Below are 15,874 nucleotides of genomic sequence, written 5' to 3'. Positions count from 1 at the left end.
CGTGTCCGGGCACTGCCGCTGATCGCAGAGGTCGGTGGCGACGACGCGGACGAACGTGTTCTGCGTGAAGTTGATGAGGCGGTAGCGGAACGTCGCCGTCATCGCACCCGGCGTGAAGTTGCTCTCGACGAGCTCGAGGTTGGGAGTCGCCGTACTATCAGCAGTGTCTGTAAGCTCAATGTCGATCGAAGCGATGCCGGTGTCGTCGGTGACCGTGAGGAGGACGTAGCGGTCTTCCTGGAAGGCGTATGTGACCTCCGGCGGGCCCTGGTCGGCCTCGCAGATGTCCTCCTCGCCCTCGCAGAACACGAGGCCGGCGAGCGCGCCGCTGCTCGAAAACTCGACTTCGAGACGGCGAACGCCTTCGGCGTTGACGATGACGCTCTGGAACGAGTTGTTGCCCCGGTTGATGGCATTCACCGTCGTGATGAGCGCGCCGCCGGGTCCATAGGCCCGCACGGTGGCCGCCTCGTTCGTGTCGATGTCGAGGAGGTTGACTTGCTGGACATCCACGCTCTGCGCGAACTCGAAGACCATCGTCCCACCGTTCACGTCGTCGTCCGGATCGGATTCGTCGCCGTCTTCGGAGATGATGAGCACGTTGCCCAGCGCCGTGGTGTTGCCAACGCCGCTGCCGGGCGTCCGAAGGTCGGTGTCGCCACCGGTCGGGTTCGCCGTGTCGAAGATGAGGAGCTTCTTGCCGCTGATCTCGGAGATGGTCAGCCCGATGCTCGCGTACTCGTTGTCGATGACGCGCCCCCTGTGCAGCCGATTGCCGTGCGGGTCCCGCTCGAAGTCTACGTTGGTGCACTCGCCGGTGGGCGTGCCGCAAGGCTGGCCGAGGTTGACCAAGTCGTAGCGGAGGAGGTAGTTGGTCCCGTAGTGGTTATGGTGCGCACCCGAGGTGAGGGGGGCGATGACCTCCCCGAGGTAGAGGTCCGTCTGGTAGGCGCAGGTCTCCGGCGCGTCGACGGTCAGGTGGTACGTGCCCGGCCCATATACGGACGTCACGTTGTCGACGAGCACTTGCTCTTCGAACGGCAGCTTCTGGCCGCTGGGGAGCGCATAGGCACTGAAGCTCACCGTGACGGGGCACGTCCCGGCAGGAACGACGAGCGTCGCCATATTCCCGTTCACGACGGAGTGCTGCATGAGGGCCGACCGCGTCGCGGGCGTACACGTGACGCTTGCCGTCGCCGTCGAGGCGGAAAGCGTGAGGAGAAGCAGGAGGAGGGACGCCACTCGGAGCGCGAGGCTTCGGCAAGTCACGTCAGAAACGGTTCGTAATGGTGTACGCATAGGTGTAACCGGGAGAGGGTGCAAGGGTCGCTGAACATCGAACTAAAAGTCTCGGCCCCCTGCACATCGTGACGCGGGGGGTCGCCGCTCGTGTAAACAAACCCCCTCCCCTTTCTACCTCCACCACCATCAGACGGAAATGATGTCGCACCTCTGGATCAACGTGCTAGAGAGAACCTCTCTCCCGCCGGTATCTCACGGCACCGCAACGCTGAGCCTCAAGCTTATACCCCCGCGTGCCCTTTGTTTGCCGTTACATATTCCGCACTCTATTCTACTCTGAACGCACCCCTCCAGACCACGCCCACCTTCCACCCTTCTTCCCTCGGTCCGCCGTCACGCGCGCTCCGCTTCCCGTCCGAGCCTGCCACTCCGATACCGCCCCAACAGCAGCCTATGGACATAGCCGTGCTTGATGCCAGCGCGGACGACGATCAGCGCGGACGATGATGCAGTGAGCGGGAGACGCCGCCCATGACACCTCAAGGTTAGGCGACCCAGCAAGCGCCCTGCAAAATCCTAACTATTTAGACACTTACGACGTAGCAGCGCCCGACCGGCGCCGCACGAATTCGGCGGCGAGCCAGACAGCTTCGCCGAAGCTCGACGCGTCGGCCCCGCCCTGCCCGGCGATGTCGAATCCGGTGCCGTGATCGGGCGAGGTGCGGACGATGGGGAGGCCGGCAGTGAAGTTCACCCCGCCGCCCATCGCGAGCGCTTTGAACGGGGCGAGGCCCTGATCGTGGTACATCGCAAGGACGGCATCGTGGCGCTCGTAGCCGCGCCGGCCGAAAAAGGCGTCGGCCGGGAACGGGCCAGCCACGTCGTAGCCGTCGGCGTGGGCCATCGCGAGCGCGGGGCCGATCACGTCTCGGTCCTCGGTCCCGATCACGCCGCCGTCGCCCGCGTGCGGGTTCAGCCCGAGCACGGCGATCCTCGGCGACGCGATGCCGAAGTCGCGGCGGAGGCTCGCGTCGAGGATGCGGACTTTGTCGAGGATCGCGGCACCGGTGACGGCGTCGGCGACGGCGCGGACGGGGAGGTGCGTCGTGACGAGGGCGACGCGGAGGCCGCCGCTGACGAGCATCATCGTGTAGCCATCGGCGTGTGTCCGCGCGGCGATGAACTCGGTGTGGCCGGGGACGTCGTAGCCCGCGAGCGCGATGGCCTCCTTCGAGATCGGCGCCGTCACGACGGCATCAGCCTCCCCGGCGAGGCACGCGTCGACGGCGCGCTCGACGGCGCGCATCGCGATCCGCCCGGCGCGGAACGTCGTCTGCCCCCACTCGACCTCGATGTCGACGTTCGGCGCGACCTCCCACACGGTCAGCCCGTCGAGCACGTCTTCGAGCCCGAGCTTCGCCGCGTGCGTCCGCAGCACGGCCTCCGAGCCGACGACGATGGGCTCGATGCGAGCGCGGAGGTCAGCGTCCGCGAGCGTTTTGAGCACGACCTCGGGGCCGATCCCGTTGGGATCGCCGAGGGTGAGGGCAAGGCGAGGGCGGTTCATTGTTCGGCGCGGCGCTGCAGGAGGTCGGTGAGGAGGCGGACGCCGAAGCCGCTGCCGCCCTTCGGCCGGTACGGCTGCGGGCTGTCGAGGAAGGCCGGCCCGGCGATGTCGACGTGGACCCACGGATAGGCCGCCTCGCCGTCGGTCCGCGTGAAGTGCTCCAGGAATTTGGCGGCCGTCACCGTGCCGGCCTCGCTCCCGCCGATGTTCTTCTGATCGGCCACGTCGCTCTTGAGCTGCTCGGCGTAGTGCGCGAACATCGGGAGGGGCGCGACCCACTCGCCCGTGCGGCGACCGGCGGCGTCGAACGCGGCGAGGCGCTCGGCGGCCCCATCACCCTCGCTCGTCAGCACGGCAGCGACGCGCGAGCCGAGCGCGACGACCTGCGCGCCCGTCAGCGTGGCGACGCTCACGGCGAGCTCGGGATCGTACTGCTTCGCCACGTCGAGCGCGTCGGCGAGAATCATCCGGCCCTCGGCGTCGGTGTTGAGGACCTCGACCGTCGAGCCGGAGCGCATCGTCACGACGTCACCGGGGACGTAGGCCGTCTCACCCGGCCGGTTGTCGGTGGACGGAATGAGGGCGACGACCCAGAGCGGCAGACCGAGCCGGGCGACGGCCATCATCGCCCCGATCACGGCCGCGCCGCCCGCCATGTCGGCTTTCATGTGGTCCATCGACCCCTTCGTCGGCTTGAGCGAGAGGCCGCCGGTGTCGAACACGACGGCTTTGCCGACGAGCACGATGGGTTGTGCGTTCTTCGCGTCGGCAGGATTGTGTTCGAGCGTGATGAAGACGGGCGGGTCCTGGCTGCCCCGGTTGACGGCGAGCAGGCCGCCCATGTTTTCTTTCTCGACACGGGCCTTGTCCCATACCTCGGCGCGGAGCCCGACCTCGGCCGCCATCCGCTCGGCCCGCTCGGCGAGGAGCGTCGGCGTTTTGTCGTGGGGCGAGAGGTTGACGAGGTCGCGGGCGAAGCACGCCGCCTCGGCGCGGATGTGCGCGGCCTCGACCGCTTCCGCTGCGTCATCGCCCGCCACGCGGACGGTCAAACCAGCGACGGCGTGCGGCGCGTCGCTGCCGGTTTTGTAGTCGAGGAACTGGTAGCTGCCGAGGACGAAGCCTTCGGCGAGCGCGGCGGCGGACGCGGCCTCGGCCCCATCGGGAAGCGCGAGCGCGACGGCGTCGGCCTTCAGCTTCTGCGCCGTCGCGGCGGCCTGCGCGGCGGCCGTGCGGAGCCGCTCGCCCTCGTCACCGTCCTCGCTCAGCCCGATCACGGCGACACGCTGCGCTGCGCCCTTCGTGGGATAAAACAGCACGGTCTCCTTGGACGTGGCCGCGTCCGCCGCCGCCTGGTCGAGCCCTGGCCCGAACGCGTCGGGCAGGCTGCTGGGCTCGGTCCCGGCGGGGACGAACAGCACGAGGAGGTCGGCGTCGAGTGCGTCGAGGGGTTGCGTGGAGGTGGTGACGTTCATAGCGAGGGGCTGGAAGAGAAAGCAGTGGAGTAGGCGTAGAGTCGCAGCATACTGCGTCTGCGCGGGGCCGGTAAACAATGTCGGCAGTCGGCACGTCAATCGCCGACGAGCGGGGAAGGTTCGGCGGCGGCGATGGAATCCGCGTCAATCCGCCGGCACGGACCGCAGGGCGGCGACGAATCGGGCCAACTTCGCTGCGTCGAGTCGCCCATCGGTGCGGACGCCCGAGCACAGGTCGACGCCGAACGGCCGGACCTGTCGGACAGCGTCGGCGACGTTCTCAACGCGGAGACCACCGGCGAGGAAGACGGGCACGGAGGCGCGCTCGCGGATCGTGCGGCTGAGCGTCCAATCGTGCGTCCGCCCGGTCCCACCGAGTTCTTTCGTCGCCGCGCTCGGCCGGCCGGAGTCGAGGAGCAGCGCGTCGACGTGGGGCGCGACGGCAAGCGCTTCGTCCACCGACGCCTCGCCTTCGACGTGGATGACCTGGACGAGCGCGATGCCAGGAAGGGCGGCGCGTAGGCGGGCGTGGTCGCCCTCGGGGAGCGCATCGCAGAGTTGCAGCGTGTTCGTCCGGCAGCAGCGCTGCTGCTCGACGATCGCGTCCGCGTCCTGCGCACTCGTCAGCAGAAACGTCGCGACCGGGGGCGGCACGACCGCGGCGACGGCCGCGATCTGTGCCTCGTCGATCACGCCCGGCCCGCTCGGCATCGCCGAGACGAGCCCGAGCGCATCGGCGCCGAGCCGGATCGCCGTCCACGCCTCGTCGGCATCGGCGATGCAGCGGACTTTGAGCCGGGGCATCGAGACCGCGTCCATCAGGGCTGATAGATCGACATGCCCGAGGCGAACTCCTCCACTTCGAGCACTTTGACGACGGTGTTCGTCTGCGTGTCGATCACGGCGACGGTCCCGACGAGCGCGTTGTCGCCGAACGGGTAGCGCGGAGTGTAGCCGCCCTCCTGATTCCGGCTCGACACGAAGAGCAGGCGGCCGTCGCGTGTGATCGCGCTGCCGTGCGGCATCGAGAACGCAGGATCGGAGATGGTCGCTGTCACGGTCGGGTTCGCGGGGTTCGTCGCGTCGATGACGGAGACAGTGTTCGACAGTCGGTTCGGGACGTAGACCGTCCGGCCGTCGGGGCTGTACGTCGGGTGCCACGGCTGGTCGCCGACCTCGACCACGCTGAGGATGCGGAGATTCGTGGGGTCGGAGATGTCGAGGAAGTACAGCTCGCGCGAGAGCTGCGACGTGAGCACGGCGACGCCGCCGACGGGCGAGACGGCGTAGTGCACGAACGCCTTCGGCTGGCCCGCGACGGTGAGCAGGTCGGCGAGTTCGATGTCGCTCGCGTCGGAGAGGTCGAACGCGGCGATCTCGTTGTCGGCGAGGCTGCCCGAGAGGAGGAAGCCGCCGCCGTTCGTGACGGCGATGGGGTGCGGGCGGGTGTAGGGGATGGGGACTTCGGTAGCAGTCATCCCCGCGCGCTCCACCGCGAAGATGCTCTCGCCGCCGGAGAGGTCGCTGAACGAGCGGCCGGCGTAGAGCCGCCCGTCCGCGGGGTTGAGCGCGAGCATGCCCGGCTTGAACGTGCTGCCGAGGAGGGCTTCGCCGATGACTTCGTTCGTGGACGCGTCGTACTTCAGCACGCGGTTCGCGTTGATGAGCGAGACGTACCACGCGCTCCCGTCGGGCTCGACGTCGGTGTCGTGCGGGTTCGTCTCCATCGGCCCGCCGTAGGCCGCGAACGACACGGTCCGCGCGACGACGAGGCGCTCGACGTCAATGATGGAGACCTGCCCGGCGGCCTGGTTGCTGACGTAGAGCCGCCCGCCGCCGACGCCCGCGAAGGGCACGGCGCCGTCGTCGCTGCGGGCGCCCTGCTCGATCCACCGGCGGAGAAACGCGACCTCGGCGTCGCGGAGGCGGTGCGCGGCATAGGCCGGGTGACTCTCGGGCAGTTTCGTCATCAGTTCGATCATCACACTGTTGTCCGGGTCGAAGGCGATGAGTGCCTCGCCCGCGTCGGAGCCCGCGATGAGCGACGCCCACGAGGTCACGTCGAGTCCGGCGGCGGCATCGGCTCCGCCGTGGCAGTCGGCGCAGCGCGCGGTGAGGAGCGGCTGCACATCGCGGGCGAACTGTGGGGTCTCGATCGCGCCGTAATCGACGCCGTCGGGGTCGAACGGATCGGCGGGGTCGTCAGAGTCACAGCCGGCGAAGGTGAGGAGGAGGACAGCGGCGGCGAGGAGGGAGCGGGTCATGCAGCGTGGGACGGGATGGAGGACGAAAAGCGCGAAGATAGCGAGCGGAAGGGGGCCCTTTCACGCAGACTTTACGGCGAGGATTCTATCTTCCTCGCGCCGTCGCGACCCGGCCTCCTGCCGTGGCCGAGCGGCCCATCTCCCACCGCGCCCCCTCCCGTGCCCACGCCGCCCCCGCTCCGCCGCACCGGTCGCATCGCCGTCGCCGCCCCCGCGAGCGCCCCGCTCGACGACGCCCGCTACCGCGCCGGCCTCGACGCCCTCCGCGCCCGCGGGCTCCGCGTCGAAACGCCCCGCCCGACGTTCGCCGAGCATGGCTTCCTCGCCGGCCCCGATGCCGACCGCCTCGCCGAGTTCAACGGCCTCCTCCGCCGCGACGACCTCGACGCGATCGTCTGCGTACGCGGCGGCTACGGCGTCCTCCGCCTCCTTCCCGACCTCGACTACGCCGCCGCGCGGGCGCACCCCAAGCTCATCGTCGGCTACAGCGATATCACGGCGCTCCACCTCGCGCTCTACACGAAAGCAGGACTCCCCGGTCTCAGCGGCCCGATGGTCGCCTCCGACTGGCCCGACCTCGACCCCGAGAGCGAAGCGCAATTCTGGCGGCTGGCCGATGGCGACGCGCCCGTCGAGATCCACGGTCCCGGCGGCGAGCGGCTCGACGCGGTTCAGCCCGGTCGCGCCGAGGGCGTTCTCCTCGGCGGGAATCTGACGCTCATCGCGGCGCTCGTCGGCACGCCGTACCTGCCCGACCTGACGGGGGCGATCCTGTTCCTCGAAGAGGTCGGCGAGCCGCCGTACCGGATCGACCGGCTGCTCGCGCAGCTCCGCCTCGCGGGCGTGCTCCACCGCCTCGGCGGCCTCGTCCTCGGCGGGTTCACGGGGGCCGAGCCGCCGCCCAATCGCCCCTCGCTGTCGCTCGACGCCGTGCTCGCCCACTACACGTCGGACCTCGCGTGCCCCGTCGCGCGCGGCCTCGTCTACGGCCACTTCAACCCCAAGAGCACGCTGCCCGTCGGCGTCCGCGCCCGGCTGGACGTGGAGGGAGACGCGGCGCGCCTCACCGTGCTCGACCCGGTCACGCAGCGCCTCTGAGCCATGGACCCCGTCACCGTGCTCGGTCTCATCGCTGCCGCGTTCACGACCGCGTCCTTCGTGCCGCAGGTGGTCAAGACGTGGCGCAGCCGCTCATCGGCGGACCTCTCGCTCGGGATGTACAGCCTCTTCGCCGTCGGTATCACGCTCTGGCTGGTCTACGGCGTGCTGATCCGCGACCTCCCCATCGTGCTCGCCAACGGGCTCACGCTCCTGCTCGTCCTCGGCGTGCTCGGCCAAGCGCTCTGGCACCGGCGCCCCCGGTCCATTGATTGATTGGGTAATTCACCGATTGGCTGATTGACTATGACCTCGCGCCCTGTGCCCCAATCACCCAATCACACAATCACCCAATCAGCGAATGGCTTGCGCCTCGCCGCCTTCGCCTCGGGCGGCGGCTCGAACGTGCAGGCCATCCTCGACGCGGTGGACGCGGGCACGCTCCGCGCCGAGGTGGCGCTCGTCGTGACGGACCGCGACGGGATCGGGGTGTTGGATCGGGCGGCACGGCACGGCGTCCCGAGCGTCGTCGTCCGGCCGAAGGAGTTCGACGGGAGCGAGGCGTTCGGCGAGGCGTTGCTGGCGGCGCTGCGCGATCACGGCGTCGACTTCGTCGCGCTCGCGGGCTACCTCAAGCACGTGCCGGCGGCCGTCGTGCGCGCGTTTCGGCACCGGATACTCAACATCCACCCGTCCCTCCTACCGGCGTTCGGCGGGGCCGGGTTCTACGGCCGCCGCGTCCACGAAGCCGCCCTCGACTACGGCGTGAAGTGGAGCGGCGCGACGGTCCACCTCGTCGACGAGGCGTACGACACCGGGCCGATCGTGCTGCAAGAGCCCGTGCCCGTCCACGCCGACGACACGCCAGAAACGCTCGCCGCCCGCGTGCTCGCCGTCGAGCACCGCCTCTACCCCGAAGCGCTCCGCCTCTTCGCCGACGGCCGCGTCCGTCTCGACGGCCGCCGCGTCATCATCGATTCCGATACTCCGTAACCCCGGGCCTCGCGCTCGGCACCGCCCCGCCCCGCCATGATCCAGACGAAAGACCTGCCGCCGCCCGACGACCGCTACCCCGTCCGCCGCGCCCTCCTCTCCGTCAGCGACAAGACCGGCCTCGCCGCCTTCGCGCAGCGCCTCGCCGCGCTCGGCGTCGAACTCGTTTCGACCGGCGGGACGGCGCGGGCGCTGCGCGACGCCGGACTCACCGTCCGCGACGTGGCCGAGGTCACGGCCTCGCCCGAACTCCTCGACGGCCGCGTGAAGACGCTCCACCCGAAGGTCCACGCCGGCCTCCTCGCCCGACGCAATGACGCCGACGACCTCGCCCAACTCGCCGAGCACGGGATCGCCCCCATCGACCTCGTCGTCGTCAACCTCTACCCGTTCGCGCAGACGGTTGCCCGCGAGGGTGTCACCGACGCCGAAGCCATCGAGAACGTCGACATCGGCGGGCCGACGATGATCCGGGCCGGGGCGAAGAACTACTTCTTCGTCGGCGTCGTGACGAGCGCGGGGCAGTACGACGCAGTGGCCGAGGAGCTAGAGGCGAACGACGCGCACCTCGGGCTCGCCACGCGGCGGCGGCTCGCGGGCGAAGCGTTCGCCCACACCGCCGACTACGACGCCGCGATTGCCGACTACTTCAATTTGGGCGATGGCGTAGGGGCGCAGCATGCTGCGCCCTTACCGGAGACGTTCACTGTCTCGCTGCCGAAGGCGCAGGCGCTGCGCTACGGCGAGAACCCACACCAGACAGCCGCGCTCTACGGCGACCCGAGCCGCGTCTTCCGCCAGCTCCACGGCAAAGAGCTCTCGTTCAACAACCTCCTCGACGTCACCGCTGCGCTCAATCTCATCCGCGAGTTCGGCGAGCGCCCGACCGTCGCCATTCTCAAGCATACCAACCCGTGCGGCGTCGGGACGGCGGAGACGCTCGCCGAGGCGTATCGGAAAGCGTTCGCCACGGATCGGCAGAGCCCGTTCGGCGGGATCGTCGTCGTGAACCAGCCGCTCGACCGGGCCACGGCTGAGGCGGTGGACGAGATCTTTACCGAGATTGTCATCGCGCCCGGCTACGAAGACGGTGTGCTGGACCTGCTGGAGCAGAAGAAAAACCGCCGCCTGCTCGAAGTGCTGCCCGGCGGCGGCGGCGCGGCGCTCGACGTGCGGACGGCGGCGGGCGGTCTGCTCGTACAGGCGCAAGACCCGGCGCTCGGCTCGGCCGAGGCGCTGCGCGCGCGTTGTACCGTCGCCACGAAGCGCGCGCCGACGGCCGCCGAGTGGGCCGACCTCGACTTCGCTTGGCGCGTCTGCAAGCACGTCAAGTCGAACGCCATCGTCTACGCCCGCGACGGCGCGACGCTCGGCATCGGGGCCGGGCAGATGAGCCGGATCGACGCGAGCGAACTCGCTGTGATGAAAGCGAAAAAGTCCGACCTCTCGCTTCAGAACTCGGCGATTGCGTCCGATGCTTTCTTCCCCTTCGCCGACGGCCTCCTCGCCGCCGCCGAGGCCGGGGCCCGCGCCGTGATCCAACCCGGCGGCTCCGTCCGCGACGACGAGGTGATCGCCGCCGCCGACGAGCACGGCCTGGCGATGGTGTTCACCGGCGCCCGCCACTTCCGGCACTAGCGCCGGGTCAGCGCCAGGACCCTATTGACCGCCGAAATCCAGCGGGAATTCCTCGACGGGGCACGCGTTGTGCCCTATCGACAAAGCTATATTGCGCCCCCACCACACGCCGTCCACCCTTACGATCCAGCCCGCCTTGTTTACCTCTGATATTGCTATTGACCTCGGCACCGCCAACACCCTCATCTGGATCCGGCAGAAGGGAATCGTGCTCAACGAGCCCTCGATTGTAGCCATTAACCGCTCGACGGGGAAGGTGGAAGCGATCGGGATGGAAGCCCAGCTCATGCACGAGCGGACGCACAAGGAGATCGAGACGATCCGCCCGCTGCGTGACGGCGTCATCGCCGACTTCGAGGTGGCCGAGCACCTCATCAAAGGGCTCATCAAGAAGGTCCAGTCGGGTTGGATGAACCGGATCGGCAAGATGGTGATCTGCGTGCCGAGCGGCATCACCGAGGTCGAGAAGCGCGCCGTCCGCGACTCCGCCGAGTACGCCGGCGCCAAGAACGTCCGCCTCATCGACGAGCCTATGGCCGCGGCGATCGGCATCGGGCTCGACGTGCGCGAGCCCGTCGGCAACATGATCGTCGACATCGGCGGCGGGACGACGGAGATCGCGGTCATCGCGATGAACGGCATCGTCGTCGACGAGTCGATCCGCGTGGGCGGCGACGAGATCGACGCGGCGGTCGTGCAGTATTTCAAGAAGCACCACAACCTCCTCATCGGGCAGCGCACGGCCGAGCTCATCAAGTGCGAGGTTGGCTCCGCCGTCCCGCTCGACCCCGAGCTCGAGCTCTCGATCAAAGGCCGCGACCTCGTCTCCGGCGTGCCGAAGACGCGGACGGTGTCGTCGGAGGACGTGCGCGAGGCGCTCCGTGCACCGATTGCGCAGATCGGCGCGGCGGTGATGCGCGCGCTCGAAAAGACCCCGCCGGAGCTCGGCGGCGACATCCTCGAGCGCGGGATCATGCTGACCGGCGGCGGCGCGATGCTCAAGGGCATCGACGTGATGCTGCGCGAGCGGACCGAGCTGCCCGTCTTCGTCGTCGAGGACCCGCTGACGGCCGTCGTGCGCGGGACCGGCCGCGTACTCGAGGAGCTGGAAGACTTCGAGCGCGTCCTGTCGTACTAGCGGGTGCGGGTCTAGGCTGAAAAGGAGCGGGGTGAGGAAACCTCCCCTCGCTCCTCATGCTTTACCTTCCCCCTCTCCCCTGTCCAGGCCCGCCCGTCCCCATGTTCCGTAGCCTCTGGCACCGCGTCCGCGATTACATCCTGCTCGTGGTGCTCCTCGTGGTCTCACTCGTCGTCCTGCTCTCGCAGAACGGGCCGCTCTTCCGCTCGGCGCGGGCACTCTCGCTCCAGGCCACGGCCCCCGTTGAGGGGACGTTCACCTGGACCGACCGCTACACCCGCGCCCTCGATGAGAACGACGAACTGCGGGCCGACAACATCGCCCTCGCGGCGGAGGTGGCGCGCCTCCGCGAAGCCCGTCGCGAGAACGACCGGCTCCGCGCGCTCGTCGCCTTCCGCGACTCCGTCAGCTTCGACATGGTGCCCGCGCGCATCGTCGGCAAGGACATCACGAAGCAGGACAACCTCCTCACGCTCAACGTCGGCACGAGCGACAGCGTGCGCGTCGGCATGGCCGTGATCGACGAGCGCGGGATCATAGGAAAAGTGGTGCTCGCGAGCGAGAACTACGCCCTCGTGATGCCGCACCAGAACACCGACTTCCGCGTCCCGGCACAGATCGAGCTGCTCGGCCGCGACGGCGTCGTCCGCTGGGACGGGACGGCCTACGACCGGCTGCTGATGGAGTACGTGGGCAAGACGGAGCCCGTCGTGCGCGGCCAGCTCGTCGTCACGAGCGGGTTCAGCGGGACGTTCCCGCCCGGCATCCCCGTGGGGAAGGTGGACTCGGTGTTCGCCGCGAAGGGCCGGAACGACCTCGTGATCTACCTCGAACCCTCCGCCGCGCTCAGCACAGTGGACTACGTGTACGTGCTCCTCGACCAGATCTCGCCCGAGCGCGAGGAGTTGGAGAACACGTCGCTCCGCTAACAGGCACGTGCCCCGCACCGGGGGCCCGACCGAGCAGAGAGAGCGGCTCGTGCCGTTTCGCCGCTCGGCGGTACCGGACCTCGGCACCTCCCCACCCCATCCCTCAACGATCGTGACGCGCACGGCCCTCCTCCTCGTCCTCGGGTTCGTCTGGCTCGCGGGCCCGGCCCGCGCGCAGTCATCGCCGGAAGCGCTCCGCGCCGCCATCGACGCCATCATAGACGACCCCGACTTCGACGATGCGTTCTGGGGCCTCCACGTCGTCGACCTCGCGACGGGCGACACGGTCTACGCCCGGAACGAGCGGAAGAACTTCATCCCGGCCTCGAACCAGAAGCTGTTCTCGACGGCCGCCGCGCTCGACGGGCTCGGCCCCGACTACCGCTACACGACGACGCTCTACCTCGACGGCACCGTGCGCGGCTCGGTCCTCGAAGGCAACCTCGTCGTCCGCGGCTCCGGCGACCCGACGATCGGCGACCGCGCCTTCACCGAGGGCTACCCCCACGACGCCGACGCTACGGCGCTCTTCCGCGCATGGGCGGACTCCGTCAAAGCCCGCGGCATCACGGCCGTCACCGAGCACGTCATCGGCGACGACGACGTGTTCGACGACACCGAACTCGGCAACGGCTGGGCGTGGGACGACGTGCCCTCGCGCTTCGCCGCCGAGATCAGCGGGCTCTCCTTTAACGAGGGGCGCATCGTCGTCACCGCGCGGGGCGAGCGGATCGGCCGCCGCGCCGAGCTGAGCTGGGAGCCGGGCGATACCGACTACGTCTACTTCGTCAACAAAACCGAGACGGTCCGCTCGCGGCGGGACGCCGACCGCGAGATCCGGCGCGAGCGCGGCGGCAACACGTTCTGGATCGAGTCCGAGGTGCCGGTCGGCGAGCGCCTCCAGCAGACGGTCTCGGTGCACAACCCGACGCGCTACTTCGCGCACGTCCTCCGCGCCACACTCCGCGCCGAGGGCGTCCACGTCGACGGCGACCCCGTAGACATCGACGACTGGCGCGAGAAGCCGGAGTACCGGCGGCTCATCCCGGTTGCCACGCACACGTCGCGCCCGCTCTCCGAGATCGTCGCCCTCACCAACAAGGAGAGCCAGAACCTCTACGCCGAACATCTGCTCAAGACGCTCGGCGCCGTGCGCTGCCCCGAGGACCGGCCGGACGACGTCGACTGCGGCTCCGCCGAGGCCGGGCTCCTCGCCGCCGCGCCCCTCTTCGAGCGCGCCGGGATGGACCTCGAGACGATGCGGCTGCGCGACGGCTCCGGCATCTCCCCCTACAACTCGGTGTCGCCGGAGGACGTGACGGGCCTCCTCCGCGTGATGTGGGTCCACCCGGACCCCCGCGTCACCGAGGCGTACGTGCGCTCCCTCGCCGTCGGCGGGGAGGACGGCACGCTGCAGCGGCGGCTCCGCTCGGGCCGCGCGCGAGGCAACGCCCGCGCGAAGACGGGGACCGTCACCGGAGCCCGCAACCTCAGCGGCTACGTAACGACCGCGGCCGGGACGCCCCTCGCGTTCGCCCTCCTCGCCAACAACTTCGGCACGAGCGTCGGGCGGGTGACGCGGGCGCAGGACGCCATCGTCGAACTGCTCGCCGGATACGGCCGCTGAGACGGCGGGCTAGGCAAGTGCTTGTTTCGACGACGACATAATTTAGATATCGTATCTTTACGCCTCAGCGACCAGGCGACGGCTATCCCACGCTGCGGTCTCCTCCCCTAATTTCCTTCCCGCATGTCTTCCACCCATCGCTCGGCCTTCCCGGCCATCCACGCCACCACCGTACTCGGCGTGCGACACAACGGCCGCGTTGTCCTCGGCTCCGACGGGCAGGCGACGATGAAAGACACCGTGCTCAAGCACAGCGCGCAGAAGGTTCGCCCATTGTTCGGGGGGAAGATCCTCGCGGGGTTCGCCGGCGCCACCGCCGACGCGTTCACGCTCTTCGAGCGGTTCGAGGAAAAGCTCCAGAAGTACGGCGGCAACACCACACGCGCCGCCGTCGAGCTGGCGAAGGACTGGCGGACGGACCGCTACCTCCGCCGGCTGGAAGCCCTCCTCGCCGTCGCTGCCTCTGACCGGCTCCTGCTCATCAGCGGGACCGGCGACGTCATCGAGCCCGACGATGACATCCTCGCCATCGGGAGCGGGGCGCCCTACGCCCTCGCCGCCACGAGGGCGCTACTCAAGCACAGCAGCGGACTCTCGGCGCGGGAAATCGTCGAAGAGGGGCTTCACATCGCGGCTGACATCTGCATTTACACGAACCATAACCTCACGATCCTCGAACTCGACGCGAAGGAACCGGAGGCTGCCACCACAGCCACCGGCACCCAGGGGACGGACTGAATCCGGAAAATTCTACGGATCGGGGCCGTGCGTCTGCGGGGACGCGGGCACAACGCTACGATTGTAACCATGCGCGAACCTACCCACCAGGCGCCGGGCTCTGCCCGTGCCGCCGTCTTGATCGATTACCAAAACCTCTACTACTACCTCAAGAACAGGCTCGAAGGCCACGCCTCGCCGGGGGACCACATCCTCGACATGATCGACGCGCTGCGCCAGCGGTTGGTCGAGCAGGAAGCCCCCATCGCCGTCGGCCGCGCCTACGCCGACTTCGCGGGGCTCGACGACCACGCCCGCCACGTCCAGCGCGCGCTCTACCTCCTCGGCATCGACCCGTGCTTCGTCCCCTCGACGATGCACCGCAACACGACCGACCTCCAGCTCTGCATCGACGCGCTCGACCTCGTGCAGGACCGGCGCGACATCGCCACCGTCGTCCTCGTCTCCGGCGACCGCGACTACGTCCCGCTCGTGCAGGCGATCCAGCGGCGCGGCTGCGAGGTCATCATGGTCTCCTTCCGCGAGCACCTCTCGGCCCGCCTCTTCGAGAACGTCGACGCCGGCCGCTTCATCGACGCCGAGACGCTGATGACCGAGGACGCCCGCACCCTCCTCCAGGAGGATCACCACGCGAACGGCCAGCCGGAGACGACGACGGAGTTCGCCGAGGTCACCGACCTCCCCTTCCCCATCGACGTCGAGGCCCTCCGCGTGATCGAGGACTACTTCGGGCAGTACGACGAGGTCTACCTCACGCCGCTCCTCCGCAAGCTCTCCGAAGAGCTCGGCGACATCGAAGACCACGATCCGAAGTCGCTCATCGGCGACCTCGAGGACTGCGGGGCGTGCCGGCTCGAGCGCCGCAAGGGGATGCCCTACGACTACACCGTCCTCATCGTCAACCCCGAGCACCCCGCCGTCCGCGAGGTGCAGAACGAGATGCGCGCCGACTACGACGACGAGGACGAGTACGAGTCCAACGGCGACGGAGCCGACTACGAAGGCGAGTTCGGCGACCTCGCGACCGAAGAGGAGTAAGCGCAACCCCCTGCCTTTCTCGCATACGCTCGAAAAGCTGTCCCCCTCATCGAGGGGGACAGCCGCGCGAAGCTGGGAGTGAACGGAGGGACGCGTCCCGGAGTGAGCGACCGCGAGCGCGGCGGGG

General features: G+C 69.1%; 14 protein-coding genes. 9 read left to right on the top strand and 5 right to left on the bottom strand.

Features of this window, described 5'->3' with window-relative positions; all coding sequences use genetic code 11:
• The 5 genes from ABJF88_16400 to ABJF88_16380 all read right to left on the bottom strand — a co-directional run.
• On the bottom strand, positions 1-1,269 hold a 1,269-nt coding region (locus ABJF88_16400; protein ID MEP0548519.1), incomplete at its 3' end, for a hypothetical protein.
• Positions 1,270-1,834: 565 nt separating this feature from the next.
• Positions 1,835-2,809 carry a 4-hydroxythreonine-4-phosphate dehydrogenase PdxA gene (gene pdxA, locus ABJF88_16395; protein MEP0548518.1) on the bottom strand — a complete coding sequence of 325 codons (975 nt, stop codon included), beginning with the start codon at positions 2,807-2,809 and terminating at the stop codon, positions 1,835-1,837.
• Complete coding sequence (locus ABJF88_16390) at positions 2,806-4,284, bottom strand: leucyl aminopeptidase (GenBank protein ID MEP0548517.1); 1,479 nt, start codon at positions 4,282-4,284, stop codon at positions 2,806-2,808. Before ABJF88_16390 ends, pdxA begins: the two co-directional genes overlap by 4 nt.
• Positions 4,285-4,428: 144 nt before the next feature.
• On the bottom strand, positions 4,429-5,088 hold the full coding sequence (locus tag ABJF88_16385; GenBank protein ID MEP0548516.1) for a phosphoribosylanthranilate isomerase: 660 nt from the start codon (positions 5,086-5,088) through the stop codon (positions 4,429-4,431).
• Between the two features lie 14 nt (positions 5,089-5,102).
• Positions 5,103-6,548: a beta-propeller fold lactonase family protein gene (locus tag ABJF88_16380; GenBank protein ID MEP0548515.1), complete on the bottom strand. Its 1,446-nt coding sequence runs from the start codon at positions 6,546-6,548 to the stop codon at positions 5,103-5,105.
• Positions 6,549-6,707: 159 nt separating this feature from the next.
• On the opposite strand from ABJF88_16380, the gene ABJF88_16375 reads away from it, so the two are divergent.
• The 9 genes from ABJF88_16375 to ABJF88_16335 all read left to right on the top strand — a co-directional run bounded on the left by ABJF88_16375 (position 6,708) and on the right by ABJF88_16335 (position 15,747).
• Complete coding sequence (locus ABJF88_16375) at positions 6,708-7,646, top strand: LD-carboxypeptidase (GenBank protein MEP0548514.1); 939 nt, start codon at positions 6,708-6,710, stop codon at positions 7,644-7,646.
• A gap of 3 nt (positions 7,647-7,649) precedes the next feature.
• Positions 7,650-7,922, top strand: coding sequence for a SemiSWEET transporter (locus ABJF88_16370; protein ID MEP0548513.1), 273 nt, complete (start codon positions 7,650-7,652; stop codon positions 7,920-7,922).
• A 90-nt stretch (positions 7,923-8,012) separates the two neighbouring features.
• Positions 8,013-8,639 carry a phosphoribosylglycinamide formyltransferase gene (purN, locus tag ABJF88_16365; GenBank protein MEP0548512.1) on the top strand — a complete coding sequence of 209 codons (627 nt, stop codon included), beginning with the start codon at positions 8,013-8,015 and terminating at the stop codon, positions 8,637-8,639.
• Between the two features lie 36 nt (positions 8,640-8,675).
• Entirely contained in the window at positions 8,676-10,277 is a 1,602-nt protein-coding gene (purH, locus tag ABJF88_16360) for a bifunctional phosphoribosylaminoimidazolecarboxamide formyltransferase/IMP cyclohydrolase (GenBank protein ID MEP0548511.1), read from the top strand.
• 136 nt (positions 10,278-10,413) lie between these two features.
• Positions 10,414-11,415, top strand: a complete 1,002-nt coding sequence (locus ABJF88_16355) for a rod shape-determining protein (GenBank protein ID MEP0548510.1) — start codon at positions 10,414-10,416, stop codon at positions 11,413-11,415.
• A gap of 101 nt (positions 11,416-11,516) precedes the next feature.
• The gene (mreC, locus tag ABJF88_16350) at positions 11,517-12,344 is read left to right on the top strand and encodes a rod shape-determining protein MreC (GenBank protein MEP0548509.1); all 828 of its coding nucleotides are present in this window, start codon (positions 11,517-11,519) and stop codon (positions 12,342-12,344) included.
• 112 nt (positions 12,345-12,456) lie between these two features.
• Positions 12,457-13,971, top strand: coding sequence for a D-alanyl-D-alanine carboxypeptidase/D-alanyl-D-alanine-endopeptidase (dacB, locus tag ABJF88_16345; GenBank protein ID MEP0548508.1), 1,515 nt, complete (start codon positions 12,457-12,459; stop codon positions 13,969-13,971).
• A gap of 123 nt (positions 13,972-14,094) precedes the next feature.
• Positions 14,095-14,709 (top strand): ATP-dependent protease subunit HslV, encoded by a 615-nt coding sequence (hslV, locus tag ABJF88_16340; GenBank protein ID MEP0548507.1) that lies wholly within the window; start codon positions 14,095-14,097, stop codon positions 14,707-14,709.
• Between the two features lie 69 nt (positions 14,710-14,778).
• Positions 14,779-15,747, top strand: coding sequence for an NYN domain-containing protein (locus tag ABJF88_16335; GenBank protein MEP0548506.1), 969 nt, complete (start codon positions 14,779-14,781; stop codon positions 15,745-15,747).
• The last annotated feature ends 127 nt before the right edge of the window (positions 15,748-15,874 follow it).

Source organism: Rhodothermales bacterium, from assembly GCA_039944855.1.
Lineage (GTDB): Bacteria > Bacteroidota > Rhodothermia > Rhodothermales > JANQRZ01 > JBBSMX01.
Note: the sequence above shows the minus strand (reverse complement) of the source record. Positions and strands in the feature narration are given on the sequence as shown.